This is a genomic window from Clostridia bacterium (genome assembly GCA_017410375.1).
Taxonomy (GTDB): Bacteria; Bacillota; Clostridia; order RGIG6154; family RGIG6154; genus RGIG6154.
Map to the genome: position 1 here is coordinate 1 of JAFQQW010000044.1, position 20,013 is coordinate 20,013.

Genomic DNA, 20,013 nt, shown 5'->3' on the forward strand with positions numbered 1-20,013 from the left:
ACCTCTGTACTTGTTTTTTGCAGTGCGGGTAAATGAAACTTCCTTTTCGGGAACACAAACGCCTGTCGGGATGTATTCTCCGTCCTCGCAATGTCTGACCCAGCGGATACCAAGCGCCTCTAAATACTGATACACCGCATAAAGCACACTTCTCGGGTTAGAGCCTTTTAAAGTACCGCCGTTTTTCCCGATGTTTACTTCCACCGTGTCTATCTCGTCATCGGTTTTGTCCATAAATCCCAACTCCACCACAAAGGTGTCGGGGATTTTCTTGTCCAGCAAAAATAAATATTTTTCCAATTCAGACTTTGCAAAAGCAACGGTCTGCTGTTCTGCTAACGCTTTTATAATCATATCCATTCGCCTCCCAAAAACAATTATAGCATCAGCTGCACACAAATTCCTTGAAATTTTTGACTTTTGCTTCCCGGAATTCATACTTTTTTGATATATTTCTAAATGAAATGCCCCGAAAAATTCGGGGCATATTTTTAAAATTTACAGCGCAATAAAACCGAAGAAATCCGGCTGATGATAATCAGGGTTTTCCACTTCCACATCACACCAGGTGGCGTAATGCACTTTTTCGGTTAAGTCACCGCACTTATAGAAATTTCCTTTGCACACCTTGCCGATATGCTCTACATGCTTCAGCAAAAAGGCATCGGGAATATAAAATTTTACCGACCAGTTTCCGCTTTCCGGAATCGCTTCGATGTCAAAGCATTCCCGTTCCTCTATAAACACTCTGCCGTGTCTGCCCGAGCCAAAACCCAAATGCATCACGCCCTTTGGATTTAACTCAAAATTAAAGTAACGGGTATCTAAGGGGTCGGGCTTAAAGAAAAATTCCATACAGCTGTCATCACAAACTCTGCCGTTTTCGGTATCGCATTCCATACGAAGGTTTGTTTCCTTAGAGTTTAAAAGCACGCTGATGCCCAAAGGTCCGCGAAGTAGCTTTGCGTTTGTTTCGGGTGCTGTCATCCCCCAACGGGTAGTTAAAGCAACCGCCTCTGCCTTTTCCCATTCGGGAGAGGCAATACCGGGATTGATTACGTCTGTTTTTGTGACATTGTATCGCATAAAAATTTCTCCTTAGTTACATTCTGCAGTCAAAGGACCTGCAAGTTCTTTTAAGTAGAACAGCTTGCCCGGAAGTGTGGGCATAAAGGTAGAGGTAATGTTCATATCGGGTCCGTAATGGAGAGTGGTCAAAAAGCTCATGCCCTGCCAGCCCATGCCACGGCCTAATGCGCCGTCGCAGCCGCCGATGATGGTGTCTGCCTGCAAGAATAAGCCGGGTCCAATGGTGTTTGCGGTGCAGGGAACTAAAGTTGTACGGCTCTTAAAGCTTGTGATTGCGTTTTGTTCAATGGTCAAAGGATGCAATTTCGCACCGATTCTGTAGTTTTGTGCCTTCCACTCTTCAACGGTTGCGAATTCATCTGCAAACTGGGGTTCCCAGAACGCAATGTGGCACATTCTGCCGATACCGAATACCAGTACCAATTTAGCGCCTTCTTCTTTTAACGCCTTAATCTTTTCGGGATAGGTGGGTAAGTTTTCCTTGGTTGCAAAGTTTCTCTGGGCAGGCGGAACGGTGTTTTCACCCAGTTTATCAAAGAACGCCTGCTTCATGCTGTATTCAAAGGATGCAGGATTGTCGTTAGAGAGTGTGTTACCCTCTGCATCTGCCCATTCGTCCATGTTAAAGGTGTAAACGTGGTCGCACTTTACATTCCATTCATTTAAAAAGTATACAGCCCACTTGTACATACCCATAGGACCTACCGGCAAAATCATGGCAATCTTTCTGCCCTCATCTCTGCCTTTTTTGATTTCCATTGCAATTTCATGACCCATCAGGGTGTCAAATTCATAAATGTTGTCGCATTCCACGGGCGTAAAATCCTTGTGCCAGAAATCTTCTCTCTGCACACCCTTTTCACAGCAGGCATCCATTTTGGCCAAATCCCAGCCCTTGGGATAAAAGCCGTCTAACAAGCTTCCTTTTACAGTTGATAAAAAGTCCATATTTCATTCTCCTTTTCTTTCGGTTGCGGAATTTTGCAAAAGTTCCGCAACACCTTTATTTTGTCTACGCAAAGTTCATTGACTTTTACTTTATTCTATTATATAATACTTTTTGACAAAAGTCTTTAGCAAATATTCCGCATTTTTTATCATTTCGTTCGCAAGAGGTGATTTTTTTGAGTCAAACACCCTCCATAAAGCAGGAAATCCGCATAAAAGGATTTCATTCCATTTATTACTTTGCTTTCAGCAAGGATTTTTATCACGACCCCGAACAGCACGATTCCTGGGAGATGGTGTATGTGGACAACGGTAAGGTAAATGCCATGTCAAACGGTGTCGGCTGTGTTTTAGAGCAGGGTCAGGCAATTTTTCACTGTCCCATGGAATCCCATGCCCATGTGTCTGACAAACGCGTTGCAAACAACATGGTAGTAGTCTCTTTTACTGCAGAAGGCAAAAAAATGAAGGAATTTAAAGGCAAAACCTTTACCTTGGACAAAACCGCCAAAACACTCCTTACCCTCTTTTTAGAAGAGGTAAAAGAGGCTTTAGGCAAAGTCCCGGACGATTACAACGACCGCACGCCACCCAACTTTCAAAATGCTCCCTTTGGTGCATCTCAGCTCCTGCAATGCTATTTTACCGAATTTTTAATCAAGCTCCTGCGTGCCGACAACGGTGTAAGCGTCGTACCCAATAAGGATGCCCGTGCCATTTCCAACAACTCGGTATGCACCTTAATTATAGAATATATGAAGCGGTCTGTCAATAAAAATCTGAACTTAAAAGATGTATGCGACCTGTTTTTTATCGGCAAAACCCAGCTATGCAAAATTTTTAAGGAACATGTGGGAAAAAGCCCCATGGACTACTTTGCAGATTTAAAAACCGAATCGGCAAAAAAGCTTTTGCAGGAAAAAAAGATGTCGGTCAGTGAAATTTCGGATGCCTTAGGCTACTCCTCGGTGCACAACTTCTCCCGTGCCTTCAAAAAATACGCAGGCTATTCGCCTTCTGCCTACCGCAAGAAGATATTATAATCCATATTGATTTTTATTTTTCTTTTTGATATAATACAATTGAAAGGAAGGATTGTATGTCCGAAATCGAAAAAACAATTGAAAACACTGTAGCCTCGGTTGAAATGGAAGGCTACCGAATCACCGCAGAACAAAAAGAAAGCTGTTTAGCTTTTGCAAGCGGTAAAATTTCAAAAGAAGAATTTATTCAAAAGGCATTGGAAAGGTGTAAAGCATAATGGCATATTCACTGGACGCATTGCAGGACGGTTGCTACGAAAATACAACTGTTCTGATAAACAAATTCGACATCCGTGATGAAAAAACATTAAATGCATTAGAGCAGGAAATCACCGGTGGTCTGCTCGCCCGCGCCATCACTGACATTCCTTTTACAAATGTAAATTTTGATTTCTATAAAAATCTGCATCGCTATGTTTTCTCCGACCTCTACGCATGGGCAGGTGAACTCAGGACTGTAAACATGAGTAAAAAAGGAACTGTGTTTTGCGATTTTAAACAGTTAGAAGAATACGGTGCGCGGATTTTTACATCCCTTGCACAAAGGAATTATTTAAAAGACTGCCCGGAAGATTTGTTTTTGGAAGAATTTACCGAGCTATATTGCAATTTGAATTTCTTACATCCCTTCAGAGAAGGCAACGGACGCATTCAGCGATTGTTTCTGACCTTGCTTTTAAAAAACACCGGAAAAGCATTGCATTTTGCCGATATTGACAAAGATTTGTTTATGATTGCTACCATCAAGTCCGCATCCGGCGATGTGTTTATGTTGAAAGAAATATTCAGAACACACATCACATCTCTGTAAAATAAGAAAAATGAGGTGTTAAAATATGCAAATTTTAAAAGATACATTCGGCTGTGATTTTGTGGTAAGCTACCCGAAAGAAATGGCTTCCCGACCGCTTAAAATATTACAGCTCACAGATCCGCAGATTATAGATTCTTCTCAGCGGCGTACCCCTGACCGCTTAAATCCCACCGAAATTTCAGCATGGTCGCCCGAAAATTTTGATGCGCAGTGCGGAAACCATATCCGCTCCCTTGTTTGCCAGACCAAGCCCGATTTTATTTTTATCACGGGCGATATTGTGTACGGCGAATTTGATGACAACGGCACCGCCTTAAAATGGTTTACGGACTTTATGGATTCTTTTGGTATCCCCTGGGCACCCGTATTCGGCAACCATGACAACGAATCTTTAATGGGGGTCGCCTACCAGTGTAAGCTGTTTGAAGATGCCGGATACTGCCTGTTTAAAAGAGGTACCGTTACCGGCAACGGCAACTACACGGTAGGTCTTGCCATCGAAAACGAGCTGATTCGCGTGATTCATATGACAGACTCCAATGGCTGTACCCACAGTAAAGAAGATGCGGTTACCCGGCTTCGGGGCATTTATAATGACCAGTTTGAAAAAATACATCAGAATACCATTAACATCCGTGCCCACGCAGGCAAAGAAGTGCCTGCCTTTATGGCATTTCATATTCCCCACGCCATTTTTGTGGAAGCAGAAAAAGCAAAGGGGTATGTAACCCACGAACGCTATAACTACATCATCGGCGTGGATGTGGAGGCAAAGGACAACGACTACGGCTTTAAATTAGACTCTGCCGACGCGTTCCCCACCGAGGTGGATTTCTTAAAATTTGCCAAAGAAAACAGCATTGACGGTGTATTCATCGGCCACCACCATAACACCGCCACTACCATATATTATGAGGGACTTGCCCTGGTGTACGGCTTGAAAACAGGACAGTACGACTCTTATATCCCGGGCAACATCGGCGGCACCCTGATTCTCCAGAGCCAAACAGACTTTACGGTACTGAATGTATCCTCCCTTTGTCGCTACGGCGCTGTCCCCCATGACCAGCTCCGCTACAAAGGCTTTTTCCAGGAATAAAAAAACACTTGACAAGACGCGTTTTCAGGAGTATAATAAGGACAACAAAAAACCGATGAGGCAGAAAAAAAGCAAAGCCGGTCTTTTTGAGCGAGCGGATTACGGTGGAAGTTCCGCAGGACTCTTTGCATAATATGGACTGCTGAGGGCTGTGTCAAATGCACAGACGTAAGGCTTGCGTAAAAAGCCGGAAGCTTAAAGGAGCTTCGCAAAGGGCACAGGTCATGCTGTGAATCAAGGTGGCAACGCGGATATTTTAAACGGAATATTCGTCCTTGACAGAAGATACAATTCTGTTAAGGGCGTTTTTTGTTTTCCTTTAACAGACAAGGAGGAATTTTTATTATGTTTTTGCTCACTCGCCGATGGCGCACCTGACTTTTTTGAAAAAAACGAATTGAATTTTTGGAGGAAAAGATTATGATACTGAATAATATTGATTTTGAAACCTATTTTAAAAATTACCCGGATGAAAACGGTTATTTCGGCAAATACGGCGGTGCATACGTTTCGGAAGAGCTGAAAAACGCCATGCGCGAAATCACCGAATCCTACCAGACCATCTGCAAGTCCCGCAAATTCATCAGTGAGCTTCGCAGAATCCGCAAGGAATTCCAGGGCAGACCTACCCCCATTTCCCACTTGGAAAGACTGTCTAACAAGCTCGGCAACGTTCAGCTTTATGTAAAGCGCGAGGATTTGAATCACTCGGGCGCACACAAACTGAACCATTGCATGGGTGAAGCTCTGCTTGCCAAATACATGGGCAAGAAAAAGGTAATCGCAGAAACCGGAGCAGGTCAGCACGGTGTTGCCCTTGCCACCGCTGCGGCATACTTTGGCTTGGAATGCGACATCTACATGGGTGCTGTAGACATTAAAAAGCAAGCCCCCAACGTGGCACGCATGAAAATTTTGGGTGCAAACGTTATCGAGGTTACCGAAGGCTTACAAACCTTAAAAGAAGCGGTAGACGCGGCTTTTGCGGCATATGCCAAGGAATACAAGGATGCTATCTACTGCATCGGCTCGGTTTTAGGACCGCATCCCTTCCCGCTTATGGTACGCGATTTCCAGAGTATTGTGGGCATCGAAGCAAGAGAACAGTTTATTGAAATGACCGGCGAACTGCCCGATGCAGTGGTTGCCTGCGTGGGCGGCGGCTCGAACGCAATGGGTATGTTTGCAGGCTTTTTGAATGACCCTGTGGACATTTACGGCATTGAACCCTTAGGTCGCGGCACCGCACTGGGCGACCATGCCGCAAGCTTAAAGTATGGCAGTGAGGGCATTATGCACGGCTTTAACAGCATTATGTTAAAGGATGAAAACGGTGAGCCTGCGCCCGTTTACTCGGTTGCAAGCGGTTTGGATTACCCCTCCTCCGGTCCCGAGCACGCCTTTTTGCATGACCTGGGCAGAGTAAAATATGACGTAATCACCGACGATGAAACCATTGATGCTTTCTTCGAGCTTTCCCGTATGGAGGGTATCATCCCTGCCATCGAAAGCGCCCATGCCGTAGCCTACGGCATGAAGCTTGCCAAGACCATGGGCAAAGGCTCTGTGCTGATTAACCTTTCGGGTCGTGGGGACAAGGATATGGATTACATCATTGAAAACTACGGTATCCGTTAAAAAATTTAAAAAATCTATTGACAAATAAAAAAGTTTGTGCTAAAATACTTTTTAATCAAACGCAAAGATGTGGAATAGTACGCAAATTCTTTCACCTTTAGAGAGATGCCGGTTGGTGCGAGGCATTGGGAAAGCTTTGCAGAACTCACCACGGAGCGGCTGCTGTGAAATGCTTTAAGTAGTGGCAGACGGGAGCTCCCGTTACAGAGTTACGATGTGTTAGCATCAAAGGGCATCCTGAAAAGCGGATGAAAAAGAGTGGTACCGCGGAAACGTATAAGTAACGTTTTCGTCTCTTTGAATCAACAAGGAGACGAAAACGTTTTTTTGTTGGCAAACTAATCCATTTTATATAGGTAAAGGAGTTTTAAAAATGAACAAAATCAACATCACAGACATTACACTTAAAAAACTGGCTGCAGAGCGTGAGATTGCGCTTTTATTCCGTGAAAAAACAGCGATTGCCGCATGTGCGGATGCCTTAGGTGCAGATGCAGTTGAGCTTGCTCCCATTCAGAATCTTCGTGAAGATACCATTATTTATAAAACGGTTGCCCAGAACATACAAAATGCAGTCGTTGCTCTGCCCGTCGGCTTTGACAAGGACAGCGTAGGCGCAGCATGGGAATGCATTAAGGATGCCAAAAATCCGCGTTTGCAGATTGAAGTACCCATATCTACCGTACAGATGGAATACACCTATCACTTAAAATCCGATAAAATGCTCTCCAAAATCGTTGAGCTGATAAAAACCGCCAAGGAATATTGTGCAGACGTGGAATTTTCTGCCCTCGATGCAACCCGTGCGGACGAAGATTTCCTGCTCACGGTTGCAAAGGAAGCGGAAAACAACGGTGCAACCATTATCACCATTTGTGATGATGCAGGCATCTCCATGCCCGAAGCCATCGCAACCCTGACCGAAAAGGTAAAGAGTGCTGTAAGCATCCCCGTTTATGTGCAGGTTTCCGACCGCATCAGCATGGGTGTTGCCTCCGCAATCAGCGCCATTCAGAAGGGTGCTGACGGCATTAAATGCGCAATGGCAGGCAAAGACGTACTGTCCACCGGTGCATTTTCAGATGCTATGGACGCCTTCTCTGCACAAATCGGTGCAAAAATCAATTTGAACAAAACCAAAATCCATGCAAGCATTGACGATATGCTCACCAGCATCAACCACACCGCTTACGAAGCAGAAAACACCGTAAGCGAAAAGAAAAAAATTCTGTTGGATTCCGACAGCACCATCGCGCAGGTGGCACAGGCAGCAACAGTTCTCGGCTACGAGCTTTCCGATTCGGATTGCGGTAATGTATATAAAGCCCTGATGCAGGTTTGTGAAACCAAAGGCGCTGTAGGCGCAAAGGAATTAGAGGCTTTGATTGCAAGCAATGCCATGCAGGCACCCTCTACCTATCATTTGGAAACCTACTCCACCAGCAGCAGTAACGTAACCGGCTCTATGTCTAAGGTTACATTAAAATGTAACGACGAAATCATGTGCGGTGTCAGCACCGGCGACGGTCCCATTGACTCCACCTTCCGCGCGATTGAACAGTGCATCGGCCACCACTACGAGCTGGACGATTTTCAGGTGCAGGCAGTTACCGAGGGCAAGGAAGCTTTAGGTACCGCCATTGTAAGACTTCGTAACAACGGCAAGCTCTATTCCGGCAACGGCATTTCCACAGACATTGTTGCCGCAAGCATCCGCGCTTACATCAACGCACTGAACAAAATCGTATTTGAGGAGGCTTAATCCATGAAAATTGTATTTTCAACCAAGAACGTAAACCGTGCATCCTTTCTGGATACCTGCCGTTTCGCTTACGATTACGGCTTTGCCGGATTTGAGATTCACGATGCGATAAAAGAACGCAGTCAGCATCACGACAGCATTTTGCGCCGCGACCGCACCGCCGATGCCAAAAGAAAGCTGATTAACCGCTCTCTTTCGGTTTCTGCCCTGCGCATGCCCTGCCCCATTGAACAGGATGAAACCACAGCCGAAACGGTAACCAAATATGTAGACCTTGCGGCAAATGCAGGCATTTCCTATGTGATTGTCCGCGTGGAACAGCAAACTGAAAAGGCTGTTTTGAAAGAAAAGCTCGAGGAAGCCATTCACCATGCCGAAAAGGCAGATGTTATGATTTTGTTTGAAACGGTGGGCTATCTTTCCGACACCGAAAATGTCATTGACATCATCAACTTCTTCTCTTCTGCGGCAATCGGTGCGTCCTGGAACGTGCGCGGTACCTATTTCGGTGCAGGCGAAACTGCAGAAGCCACCATCAAAACCTTGGGTGCATACATTAAATATGTACGCCTTGGCGATATGCTGGACGGCAAAACCGTTTTAATCGGCGAAGGGACTTTGCCGGTGGAAAACCTGATTAACGCGCTGTCCTCTTTGAACTTTGACGGCTTTATCTGCGCTGCCTGGAACGAAGACATTCAGGATGCAGACATTGTGCTGACCCATTTTGCCAATTACATCGCATCCTTAAGCCGTGAAAAGAAAAGCTATGATAAAGCCTACTACAACCGTGCCAAAACCGGTACCTTTGTATGGAAAAAATACGATGTAATCGACGCAACCTTTTCGGATGTGCTGGACACTATGGTAGAGAAATATCCTGACCAGTACGCCTTTAAATATCCGACCCTCGACTATACCAGAACCTATACCCAGTTCCGCAGAGATGTGGATGACTGTGCCGCAGCCCTCATTTCACTGGGCGTAAAGGCAGGCGACCATGTGGCAGTGTGGGCAACCAATGTCCCCGAATGGTTTATCACCTTCTGGGCAACCACCAAAATCGGTGCAGTACTGGTTACGGTCAACACCGCCTACAAAATCCACGAAATTGAGTATCTGTTAAAGCAGTCGGATACCCATACCCTCGTGATGATTGAATACTGTAAAGACATCAACTATAAAGAAATCATTCAGGAGCTTTGCCCCGAGCTGGAAACCTTAACCCCCGGCGAGCCGTTGTATTCTAAAAATCTTCCGTTCCTGCGCAATGTGGTAACGGCAGGCTTTTCCATGAACGGCTGTCTGACCTGGGAGCAGATGCTGTCCCGTTCTTCCATGATTCCCCGGGAAGAAGTGAGAAGACGCGCATCTTTGGTTAAACCCGATGATGTGTGCAACATGCAGTACACCTCGGGCACTACAGGCTTCCCGAAGGGCGTAATGCTCACCCACCGCAATATTGTAAACAACGGTAAAACCATTGGTGACAGAATGGATTTATCCACCGCAGACCGCATGATGATTCAGGTGCCCATGTTCCATTGCTTCGGCATGGTGCTTTCCATGACCTCCATGATGACCCATGGCGGTACGCTGTGCCCCATTCCGTATTTCTCACCCAAATCTTCTTTGGCTTGCGTAAATGATGAGCACATCACCTGCTTTAACGGTGTGCCCACCATGTTTATCGCCATGTTCAACCATCCCGACTTTGCCAAAACCGACTTTTCTTATATGCGAACCGGCATCATGGCAGGCGCAAACTGTCCTGCCGACCTGATGCGTCGTGCCGCAGAGGAAATGAACATGCGTGAAATCATTTCGGTTTACGGACAGACCGAGGCATCTCCCGGCTGTACCATGGGCGAGGTAAACGAAGACATTGACCACCGTGTGGAAACGGTCGGCAGTCCATTCCCGGGCGTGGAATGCAAGGTTATCGACCCCGAAACAGGCGACGAGCTTCCCGACGGTGAAAGCGGCGAATTTGTAGCCCGTGGCTTTAACATTATGAAGGGCTACTACAAAATGCCCGAAGCCACCGCCCAGGCAATTGATGCAGACGGCTGGTTGCATTCGGGTGATATCTGTTGCAGAACGCCCGACGGCTATTATAAAGTCACCGGCAGATTAAAAGACATGATTATCCGTGGCGGTGAAAATCTCTACCCCAGAGAAATCGAAGAATTCTATCTGACCAACCCCAAGGTGCGCGACGTGCAGGTTGTGGGTGTGCCGGACGAAAAATACGGTGAGGAATGCTGTGCCTGGATTATTCTGCACAAGGGCGAAACCGCAGACGAGAACGAAATGCGCGAATTCGGTAACGCGTCCATTGCGCGTCACAAGGTTCCCAAATACTTCCTGTTTGTAAACGAATTCCCCATGAATGCGGCAGGTAAAATCTTAAAATACAAAATGCGTGACCAATCCGCAGAAATTTTAGGCTTGAAAAAAAATTAAAAAATTTTCAAAAAAACTATTGACAAATGGTTTTTGCGGGAGTATAATACATTTAAATTTGAATATCACAAAAAAAGACTATGACGAAGACGGTCGGATTGTAGAGCCTTAAGAGAGTTGGCGGTTGCTGCGAGCCAATGGCAAAGCTTTCCAATGACCCATCACTTCCGAGTCGGAGGACCGAAAGCAAAAGCAAGTAGACTCCTTCCGTAATGCTGCGTAAAAGCAAAGGGCTTGATAGAGTCCGGTAAGTGGCAGAAAAATTTTCTGCAATTTGAGTGGTACCGCGGGTTAGTTAAGTAGCTCGTCTCAAAATCTTTATTTTGAGACGGGCTTTTTTGTTTTATTCAAATCCGAAACAAATTTTCTCGGAAAAGAAAGGAGCAAAAACAATGGATTACAGTTTAAAAGAGGTTGCAGGCAGAATCAAGGACCTGCGCGAAGCAAAAGGTTATACGCCCGAAGAGCTGGCAAAGCTTACAGGCGTATCGGTTGAAGATTACAAGGTTTTGGAAGAGGGTGAAACCGATTTCAGTTTTACCTTTATTTACAAATGTGCAAAAGCCTGTGGCGTTGAAGTGGTTGACCTTTTAGAAGGTACCAGCTCAACCCTTACCTCCTTTGCCATCACCCGTAAAGGCGAAGGTTTGAAAATTGTTAAAAAGCACGGTGTTGTTTACAACAACTTAGCCCCCAAATTCGTAGGCAAGCAGGCAGAGCCTTTCTTAGTAAAATTCCCCTATCTTGAAGAAGAACAGAACGCACCCTTAAAGCTTGACTCCCACAAGGGTCAGGAATTTGACGTTATTGTCAAAGGTTCTTTAAAGGTTCAAATCGGCAACCATGTGGATATTTTGAATGAAGGCGACTCCATTTTTTATAACAGTATCATCCCCCACGGTATGATTGCCGTAAGCGAGGGCGGATGCGAATTCCACGCGGTGGTATTAAATCCCCAGGATGGCTCGGTGAGCGAAGAATATCCCAAACCTTACATCCCGGAAAAAACCGTAAAACCCGCAAAAACTTCGCAGAAAACCGTTGCAGACGATTTCATCACCTCTTATTATGATGAAAACGGCGTATTCAACGGCATCGAATTCAAAAACGAAGACAAATTCAACTTTGCTTTTGACTGCGTAGATGCCATTGCCAAAAAAGACCCCGACAAGCTTGCAATGCTATGGGTGGCAAACGACAAAACCGACCGTCGCTTTACTTTCAGCGACATGAAGAAATATTCCGCAAAGACTGCCAACTATTTTGAGTCTTTGGGCATCAAAAAAGGCGACACCGTTATGCTGGTGTTAAAGCGCCATTATCAATTCTGGTTCTGCATGCTGGCATTGCATAAAATCGGTGCAATCGCAATCCCTGCCACCAACCAGCTGGTAGAGCATGACTTTACTTACCGCTACAAAGCAGCAAAGGTAAAGGCAATCGTTTGTACCGCAGACGGTGACGTTTCAGCAGAAGCCGAAAAAGCAGCCGCAGAATTCCCTGAAATGCTTAAAATCATGGTCGGTGGCAAAAAAGACGGCTGGTATGACTTTAATGTGGAAATGGAACGCTTCAGCACCCACTTTAACCGCACCGAAGATACCCCCTGCGGTGACGATCCTATGCTGATGCTGTTCACCTCCGGCACCACCGGCTATCCCAGAATCGCAACTCATTCCTATAAATACGCTTTAGGTCACTATCCCACCGCAAAGCATTGGCATAACGTAAATCCCGACGGTCTGCACTTTACCATTTCGGATACCGGTTGGGGTAAGGCACTCTGGGGTAAGCTCTACGGACAATGGCTTTGCGAAGCGGCACAGTTCACTTATGACTTTGACCGTTTCCATTCGGAAGATATTTTGCCTATGTTTGCAAAATACCACATCACAACCTTCTGCGCACCGCCTACCATGTACCGCTTCTTCATCAAGGAAGACCTTTCTAAATATGACCTTTCTTCCATCGAATACGCAACAACGGCAGGCGAAGCGTTAAACCCTGAGGTTTACAACCAGTTCTATAAAGCAACAGGCTTAAAAATCATGGAAGGCTTCGGTCAGACCGAAACTACCCTGTCTATCGCAAACTTTGTGGGTTCTACCCCGAAAATCGGTTCTATGGGTCGTCCCAGCCCGTTATATGACGTGGTTATCTTAGACCCCGACGGCAACGAATGTAAAACCGGTGACACCGGCGAAATCTGCGTACGCACCAAAGACGGCGCGCCTTGCGGTCTGTTTATCGGCTACTACTTAGACGACGAAAAAACCAAAGACGTATGGCATGACGGCTACTATCATACCGGTGACCAGGCAACCATGGACGAAGACGGCTACCTCTGGTACGTTGGACGTATTGATGACGTTATCAAGTCCTCCGGCTACCGTATCGGACCCTTTGAAATCGAAAGCGTTATCATGGAGCTTCCCTATGTGTTAGAATGTGCCATCACCGCTGTGCCCGATGAAGTACGCGGTCAGATTGTAAAAGCAACCATCGTTTTAACCAAAGGCACACAAGGCTCTGACGAGCTTAAAAAGGAAATCCAGGAATACGTTAAGACCCACACCGCCCCCTACAAATACCCCAGAATCGTGGACTTTGTAGACGAGCTTCCCAAAACCATCAGCGGTAAGGTTCGCCGTGTGGAAATCCGAAACAACGACCTCAAAAAAGCAAACCAATAAACAAAAAGCGTTCCAAATTTGGAACGCTTTTTTAAAAAATATTGCTTTTTTTATTTGCATGTGGTATACTAAAGATACCACATGCAACAATTTTAATAATGAATTCAGGATATTTTTACAATATCCTGTTTCGTGTTGTCTTTTTATGGATATCATAAAACAAAATTGTGTTTTGTAAAAAAACGCAGGCTGTAATATGATATTTGTTTGTGATATTCATATTAAGATTGTTGTGTGTGGTAACCTGGAATCTCAAGCCGCGTTTTTTGGCGTGGTGCAGATTCTTGTGCCACGCTTTTTTAATTGCGTGAGAATTTAGAAAGGAGAAGCATAAAAGCTATAGGAAAATCCAAATACATTTAGAAAGGAATCATTAAAATGAAAAAAATAATTTCTTTATTGTTAGTTGTTGCAATTATTTTAAGTTTTTGTTCTTGTAACGAAAAGAGTCTTATCGATATTAAAGGCGCTTTTTACACCGACAACGGAAGCATTGCCATCGTTTTCGATTATTCGGACTTTGAAAATCCGTTGCCCGAAAACGCAGAAGAAATTACCCTCACTATGAACGAAGTTACATATACGGTTAACGAAAATTCCAAATCTAGTAGCCACAACACAGGCGTGACAAGCAAATTTTATGATAATTTTGAACGTTATTATGGCTATTCTTATGCACTAGGTTACGGTGAAGTTTCCAACGACACCCCCGTAAGAATGATGGTTGTTTTTGAGGTTGAGGATATGTCCAACCTACAAGATGCAAGCTTTACATTAGGCGCACACACCATAAGTCTTGGCAAAGATACATTTACAGAAATTTCTTCGCTATGTGAAATCATAAGAGCAGAAGAAAATTTTGAAGAAGCATACCAGATTGCTTCATTCAAATGGCGTATAGACGCTGCTTATACAGACGAAGAAGAGATAGATATTTTTAAAGTTCCTTTCGGACCTGACTTGAGCTATGTGAGTGAACAAATGCGTCTGACATTCGACAGCGATGTCAATTGGGGTGTAGAAATCACAGCTTCCCCCGGCACAAATTATTCTTACAATGAGAAACTTCACGAAGATGTCGTGAATACTAATTTACCTGCCTTTGATATAGATATCATAAAAAATGCCTATCCCGATGCAACATCTCAGATTGACAAATTCATCGAAGCGACCAACACATTAGCCGAGAGTATTCTGGACAGCAGTAAATCGTTAGATGATTTTAAAGTAAAAGGCACCAGAGGAACAATAAAAGGTACCTATGCTGAATTGTGTGAAATTTTCGATATGAGCATGGTTGTTGCCGGCTAATCTATTCAGTATTATAAAAATAAACACATCATAATGGAAAACCCAGAATGATGTGTTTAAGTTTTATAAATTGAATTTTAAGCTTTGAAGTGGCTTAGTTCATAGCTTCCTGAACTGCAACAGCGCAAGCAACGGTCATACCAACCATGGGGTTGTTACCTGCACCGATTAAGCCCATCATTTCTACGTGAGCCGGAACGGAGGAGGAACCTGCGAACTGTGCATCACCGTGCATACGACCCATGGTATCTGTCAAGCCGTAAGAAGCGGGGCCTGCAGCCATGTTGTCGGGGTGAAGGGTACGGCCTGTACCGCCACCGGAAGCAACGGAGAAGTATTTTTTACCGTTTTCGATAGCCCATTTCTTATAGGTACCTGCAACAGGATGCTGGAAACGGGTCGGGTTGGTGGAGTTACCGGTGATGGAAACGTCAACGGCTTCCTTCTGCATGATAGCAACACCTTCCAAAACGTCGTTTGCACCGTAGCACTTAACCTTTGCTTTTTCGCCATCGGAGAACGGAACTTCACGAACAACCTTAAGCTCGGATGTGAAGAAATCATATTCGGTTTCCACATAGGTAAAACCGTTGATTCTGGAGATGATGTATGCAGCATCTTTACCCAAGCCGTTCAAGATTACGCGAAGGGGTTCTTTTCTTACTTTATTTGCAGTTCTTGCGATACCGATTGCGCCTTCAGCAGCTGCAAAGGATTCGTGACCTGCGAGGAAGCAGAAGCAGTTGGTTTCTTCACGGAGAAGCATTGCAGCCAGGTTACCGTGACCCAAACCTACACTTCTTGTTTCAGCAACAGAGCCGGGGATGCAGAATGCCTGCAAGCCAACACCGATTGCTTCAGCAGCTTCTACAGCGGAAGCCTTGCCGTTTTTGATTGCGATAGCGCAACCTAAGGTGTACGCCCAAACCGCGTTTTCAAACGCGATAGGCTGAACGCCTTTTACGATTTTTTCAACATCTATACCTTTAGACAAGCAGAGGTCTCTTGCTTCTTCCAAAGAAGCAAAACCCAATTTCTTAAGTTCAGCGTCGATCTTAGCTTGTCTTCTTTCCTTACCTTCAAACTGTGCCATAAGAGTCCTCTCCTTTCTTATTCTTCTCTGGGATCGATGTATTTAACAGCTTCGTCGAATCTGCCGTAGGTACCGATATTCTTCTGATAAGCTTCATTCGGGTCTACGCCGTGACGAATGTCTTCCAACATCTTGCCGATTTTTACGAACTGATAACCGATAACTTCATCATTTGCATCAAGTGCATTCTTTAAGATGTAGCCTTCAGCCATCTGCATATAACGAACGCCTTTTGCGTTTGTAGCAAACATGGTACCAACCTGAGAGCAAAGACCTTTACCCAAGTCCTCGAGGGAAGCACCTACCGGCAAACCGTCTTCAGAGAAAGCGGTCTGGGTACGGCCATATGCCAGCTGCTTGAAGATTTCGCGCATTGCAACGTTGATTGCATCGCAAACGAGGTCAGTGTTCAATGCTTCAAGTAAGGTTTTACCCTGCAATATTTCTGCTGCCATAGCTGCAGAATGGGTCATACCGGAGCAGCCTAAGGTTTCAACCAAAGCTTCTTCGATAATACCTTCCTTAACGTTAAGTGTCAGCTTACAAGCACCCTGCTGGGGAGCACACCAGCCCACACCGTGGGACAGACCGGAAATGTCAGAAATCTGATAAGATTTCACCCATTTACCTTCCTCCGGAATCGGAGCAGGACCATGATGGGGACCTTTTTTAACCGGACACATTTTTTCTACTTCATGTGTGTAGTTCATAATTCTTCCTCCTGCTATAAAAATTTAAATTTTGACAAAATATCAATCGTAGATATTATAACATACAAACTTCGCTTTGTCAAATAAAGAGTTTTTATTTTTTAAATTTTTTTCATTTTATTTCCGCATACTTTTTGGGCGAAATACCCATCTCCTTTTTAAACACTCTGCTGAACGCATAAATACTGCTAAACCCCAGCGACTCCGCCACCTCGGTTATGTTCATGTCCTCCGACTTTAAGAGTGTGCAGGCGTGCTTGATTACAACTGCAGTTTTGTATTTCAAGGGCGACATTTTCATTTTTTTCTGAAACAGTCTTCGGAAATGGGACTCACTTAAACCGCACAGGTCGGCAAGTGCTTTTACCGAAACATCTTTATTAAAATGCGTTTTCAGAAAATCCACCGCAGGAGAAATCTTACCAAAGCTCTCTTTTTTTCTGACCGTCGCATCAAAAGCGGCAATCAGGCAAAAAAGCTTTGCCATCACATCAAACTGCTCCTCCCGGTAAAAACACAGCAACAAATCGTTTACCGTCTGCTTCAGTTCCCCGGTTGCCTTAAGCTTTACCGGCACCTTGGAAATGAGTGTTTCATTCTCTGTTTCCAATTCAAAATCCGTCAGAATACCGTCAGCGGTTTCACTATAAATAACATAACTGTACCGCGCACCTTTCGGGATATACACAATGTCATTCTCGCCCGCCGAAAGCGCACCTTTAGATGTGTAAAAAACATACTCACCCCGGATAATATACAAAAATGCCGCTTTGTTGCGGTTGTTTTGGCTAAGTTTTTTATGGACTGGCGTTTTGCGTACCACCACAACATTTTTCAAAATATAGCTTTTGTTCATCCGCTTTACACCTCATTTTTTATTATACATAAATTTTGTTTCAAGTCAATAGAAATGATTGATTTTGTTAAAAAATGGTTAAAATGGCTATTGTATTCATGTGCAAATCTCTTATATAATGATTTCAGTGAGGTGATATGCATGCTCAAATTATCGGTCGGTTATCAGTATAACGAGGATGCCCTGCCCTTTTCCAAAATCGTGCAAACCTACAAAGAAAGCATTGCAGAGGTATATTTTGCCTGGATAGACCAGCCAAGCGGCAGATCCAGACTTTGTGGCTTTGACGGCTATTTTGATTACGGTCTGCAGGACATTATGATTGCCGAGCTGAAAAAGATAAAAGACATGGGCATTTCCCTTGATCTGTTGTTTAACGCCAACTGCTACGGTGAAGATGCCATAAGCGAAGTGTTGCAGGGACGAATCGTTTCTGTAATCGATTACTTAGAAAGTGTAGGCTGCAAACCCGAAACGGTGACCACCGCTTCTCCTGCCATTGCGTATATGGTCAAAGCGCAGTTCCCCGATATTTCGGTCAAGGCCTCTGTCAATATGAAAATCGGCTCAGTCAAAGGCATGCAGTATGTATCCCATCTGTTTGACCAATACTGCGTTGCCAAAGAATGTAACCGCAACCCTCCGCTTTTAAAGGAAATGAAAGCGTGGGCAGAAGAGAACGGCAAAAAAATCACTATTCTGGCTAACAGTGGTTGTATGCGTGATTGCAGCGGTCAGATTTTTCACGACAACATGGTTGCGCACGAATCGGAAATCGCCAAACAGAAAAACATAGAGTTTTTGCCGTATATGTGTTGGAATTATCTGAAAGACAAAAAGAATTTCGTATCGGTTTTGCAAAACACCTGGATTCGCCCGGAGGATATTCAAAACTACGAAGGTCTTGCGGACTGCATCAAGCTTGCAACTCGCACCCACGCCCTGCCGGGGCTTGTAATCGGGTCGTACGCAAGAGGTTTTTTCACCGGCAATTTACTGGATTTATTCGAGCCGGGCTTCGGCCCTGCCTTTGCACCTTATGTGATTGACAGCACTAAAATTCCGGATAACTTCTGGAAATCCACCACAGAATGTAATAAAAACTGCGAAAAATGTGATTATTGTAAAAACGTGCTGAAAGAAGCACTGATTATTTCTTAAGGAGGAATAAAAAAATGAACGCACAGGATATTAAAGAATTAGCTTATCAATGCGGCGCGGATTTATGCGGAATCGCTTCCATGGACCGTTTTGAAGGCGCGCCGTCCCAGATGGATCCCCGTTTCATCATGCCCGAGGCAAAAAGCATGATTGTTATGGGCTTCCGCGTTATGCGTGGCTCACTCCGTGGCATTGAGGAAGGCACTTTCTTTTCCAACTACTCGGCAATGGGCTATGGCGGTCTTACATACAACTACATCCCCATGACGGTCATCAACATGTGCCGTGTGATTGAGGATGAGGGCTATGAAGCCATCCCGATTGGTCACCAGAGCGACTGGCGTGCCATTTACAATGGTGGCGGTTTGAGGGAAAATTATTCTAAACCTGTCGAACCGGGTAAGCCCTGCCCCGACATCATGCTTCACCTTCGTATATGTGCCTATCTTGCAGGTCTTGGTGAAATCGGCTACAGCAAAATGTTAATTACCCCCGAATTTGGTCCGAGACTCCGTATTGGCGTTATTTTAACCGAATTGGAATTGGAGCCTGACCCGATTTATGACGGTCCCAAGCTTTGCAATAAATGTATGGCTTGCGTAAGAGAGTGTCCCGGCAATGCCATCAGCAAAACCAAAACCGTGAAAGTAAACTTGGCGGGTCACGAAGTTGAATGGGGCGAGATTGATGTTGTTGCCTGCGACATAGCTTTCCGTGGAGGCGAAGTTTGTGCCGAGGGCGAAGAAGGCAACTATATTGAAGGAAGAAACGACATAAAACCCGGCTCGCACTCACCTTTCTATCATAAGCCTAAAAATCTTTATAACACAGGTCAGGCTATATGCGGTGCCAAAGGCTGCACAAGAGCATGCATGATTTCTCTGGAAGCAAGAGGTGTACTTAAAAACAAATTCAAAAAACCGTTCAGAAGAAAGCCCTTGTGGAGTGTTGACTGGTCAGACTATGAGTCAACTGAAAAGGATATGGGCACAGTTATCCCGAAAGACGTAAAACGTCCCGAAAAAGAAAACAAGCCTATCCCTGAGGCTGATTAATTGAATAAGCAAAAGGAGCTGTAAATTTATTACAGCTCCATTTTAGGGGATAGGAAAAAATGTTTGGAATGGACAAACTGAGCCCAAACCGCAGTACAACGCGGTTTGGGGTTACCCGAAGGCTCGTCAGAGCAAACGATGCATTGGGCACCCTTCGTTTTACGACGAAGGGTTTCTTTTGCGCCGTTGCTCTTCCTCTTTCGCAAAAAGTTTTCACAGATATACTTTTTGCGAGCCAGCCGAAAACTATTGATCGCAAACTTTTCGGCTAAAAG

18 protein-coding genes and 1 other annotated feature are annotated in these 20,013 nt (G+C 44.8%); of the genes, 11 read left to right on the forward strand and 7 right to left on the reverse strand.

Translation table 11 applies throughout. The features are described 5' to 3' along the window. From IJE10_06145 to IJE10_06155, 3 genes are all read right to left on the reverse strand, one after another. On the reverse strand, positions 1–354 hold a 354-nt coding region (locus IJE10_06145), incomplete at its 3' end, for a hypothetical protein (protein ID MBQ2967682.1). A gap of 144 nt (positions 355–498) precedes the next feature. Next, positions 499–1,086 (reverse strand): hypothetical protein, encoded by a 588-nt coding sequence (locus tag IJE10_06150; GenBank protein MBQ2967683.1) that lies wholly within the window; start codon positions 1,084–1,086, stop codon positions 499–501. A gap of 12 nt (positions 1,087–1,098) precedes the next feature. After that, entirely contained in the window at positions 1,099–2,037 is a 939-nt protein-coding gene (locus IJE10_06155) for a glucosamine-6-phosphate isomerase (protein ID MBQ2967684.1), read from the reverse strand. Between the two features lie 176 nt (positions 2,038–2,213). On the opposite strand from IJE10_06155, the gene IJE10_06160 reads away from it, so the two are divergent. The 9 genes from IJE10_06160 (at position 2,214) to IJE10_06200 (ending at position 14,863) form a co-directional block, all read left to right on the forward strand. Beyond that, complete coding sequence (locus IJE10_06160; protein MBQ2967685.1) at positions 2,214–3,080, forward strand: helix-turn-helix transcriptional regulator; 867 nt, start codon at positions 2,214–2,216, stop codon at positions 3,078–3,080. A gap of 56 nt (positions 3,081–3,136) precedes the next feature. Further along, positions 3,137–3,298 carry a hypothetical protein gene (locus tag IJE10_06165; protein MBQ2967686.1) on the forward strand — a complete coding sequence of 54 codons (162 nt, stop codon included), beginning with the start codon at positions 3,137–3,139 and terminating at the stop codon, positions 3,296–3,298. Next, positions 3,298–3,891: a Fic family protein gene (locus tag IJE10_06170; protein MBQ2967687.1), complete on the forward strand. Its 594-nt coding sequence runs from the start codon at positions 3,298–3,300 to the stop codon at positions 3,889–3,891. Before IJE10_06165 ends, IJE10_06170 begins: the two co-directional genes overlap by 1 nt. A 25-nt stretch (positions 3,892–3,916) precedes the next feature. Then, positions 3,917–4,993: a metallophosphoesterase gene (locus IJE10_06175; GenBank protein MBQ2967688.1), complete on the forward strand. Its 1,077-nt coding sequence runs from the start codon at positions 3,917–3,919 to the stop codon at positions 4,991–4,993. Between the two features lie 420 nt (positions 4,994–5,413). Continuing rightward, positions 5,414–6,631 carry a tryptophan synthase subunit beta gene (gene trpB, locus IJE10_06180; protein MBQ2967689.1) on the forward strand — a complete coding sequence of 406 codons (1,218 nt, stop codon included), beginning with the start codon at positions 5,414–5,416 and terminating at the stop codon, positions 6,629–6,631. A 55-nt stretch (positions 6,632–6,686) separates the two neighbouring features. After that, positions 6,687–6,931, forward strand: a binding site (T-box leader). Positions 6,932–7,004: 73 nt separating this feature from the next. Beyond that, complete coding sequence (locus IJE10_06185) at positions 7,005–8,393, forward strand: hypothetical protein (GenBank protein ID MBQ2967690.1); 1,389 nt, start codon at positions 7,005–7,007, stop codon at positions 8,391–8,393. A 3-nt stretch (positions 8,394–8,396) separates the two neighbouring features. Then, positions 8,397–10,859 carry an AMP-binding protein gene (locus tag IJE10_06190; GenBank protein ID MBQ2967691.1) on the forward strand — a complete coding sequence of 821 codons (2,463 nt, stop codon included), beginning with the start codon at positions 8,397–8,399 and terminating at the stop codon, positions 10,857–10,859. Between the two features lie 392 nt (positions 10,860–11,251). Then, complete coding sequence (locus tag IJE10_06195; protein MBQ2967692.1) at positions 11,252–13,552, forward strand: AMP-binding protein; 2,301 nt, start codon at positions 11,252–11,254, stop codon at positions 13,550–13,552. A gap of 378 nt (positions 13,553–13,930) precedes the next feature. Next, positions 13,931–14,863 carry a hypothetical protein gene (locus IJE10_06200; protein MBQ2967693.1) on the forward strand — a complete coding sequence of 311 codons (933 nt, stop codon included), beginning with the start codon at positions 13,931–13,933 and terminating at the stop codon, positions 14,861–14,863. Between the two features lie 94 nt (positions 14,864–14,957). Here the strand turns inward: IJE10_06200 and IJE10_06205 are convergent, their stop codons facing one another. The 3 genes from IJE10_06205 to IJE10_06215 all read right to left on the reverse strand — a co-directional run bounded on the left by IJE10_06205 (position 14,958) and on the right by IJE10_06215 (position 17,522). Next, positions 14,958–15,956, reverse strand: a complete 999-nt coding sequence (locus IJE10_06205; GenBank protein ID MBQ2967694.1) for a GGGtGRT protein — start codon at positions 15,954–15,956, stop codon at positions 14,958–14,960. A gap of 17 nt (positions 15,957–15,973) precedes the next feature. Further along, positions 15,974–16,666 (reverse strand): iron-sulfur cluster assembly scaffold protein, encoded by a 693-nt coding sequence (locus IJE10_06210; protein MBQ2967695.1) that lies wholly within the window; start codon positions 16,664–16,666, stop codon positions 15,974–15,976. Between the two features lie 112 nt (positions 16,667–16,778). After that, positions 16,779–17,522: a helix-turn-helix transcriptional regulator gene (locus IJE10_06215; GenBank protein MBQ2967696.1), complete on the reverse strand. Its 744-nt coding sequence runs from the start codon at positions 17,520–17,522 to the stop codon at positions 16,779–16,781. 141 nt (positions 17,523–17,663) lie between these two features. On the opposite strand from IJE10_06215, the gene IJE10_06220 reads away from it, so the two are divergent. Both IJE10_06220 and IJE10_06225 read left to right on the forward strand, forming a co-directional pair. Next, a complete protein-coding gene (locus IJE10_06220) occupies positions 17,664–18,683 on the forward strand; it encodes a hypothetical protein (GenBank protein MBQ2967697.1) in 1,020 nt (339 codons plus the stop codon). 14 nt (positions 18,684–18,697) lie between these two features. Beyond that, the gene (locus tag IJE10_06225) at positions 18,698–19,738 is read left to right on the forward strand and encodes an epoxyqueuosine reductase (GenBank protein ID MBQ2967698.1); all 1,041 of its coding nucleotides are present in this window, start codon (positions 18,698–18,700) and stop codon (positions 19,736–19,738) included. Positions 19,739–19,767: 29 nt separating this feature from the next. Here IJE10_06225 and IJE10_06230 read toward each other — a convergent pair. Further along, positions 19,768–20,013: hypothetical protein (locus tag IJE10_06230; GenBank protein ID MBQ2967699.1), on the reverse strand; the 246-nt coding region annotated here is incomplete at its 5' end.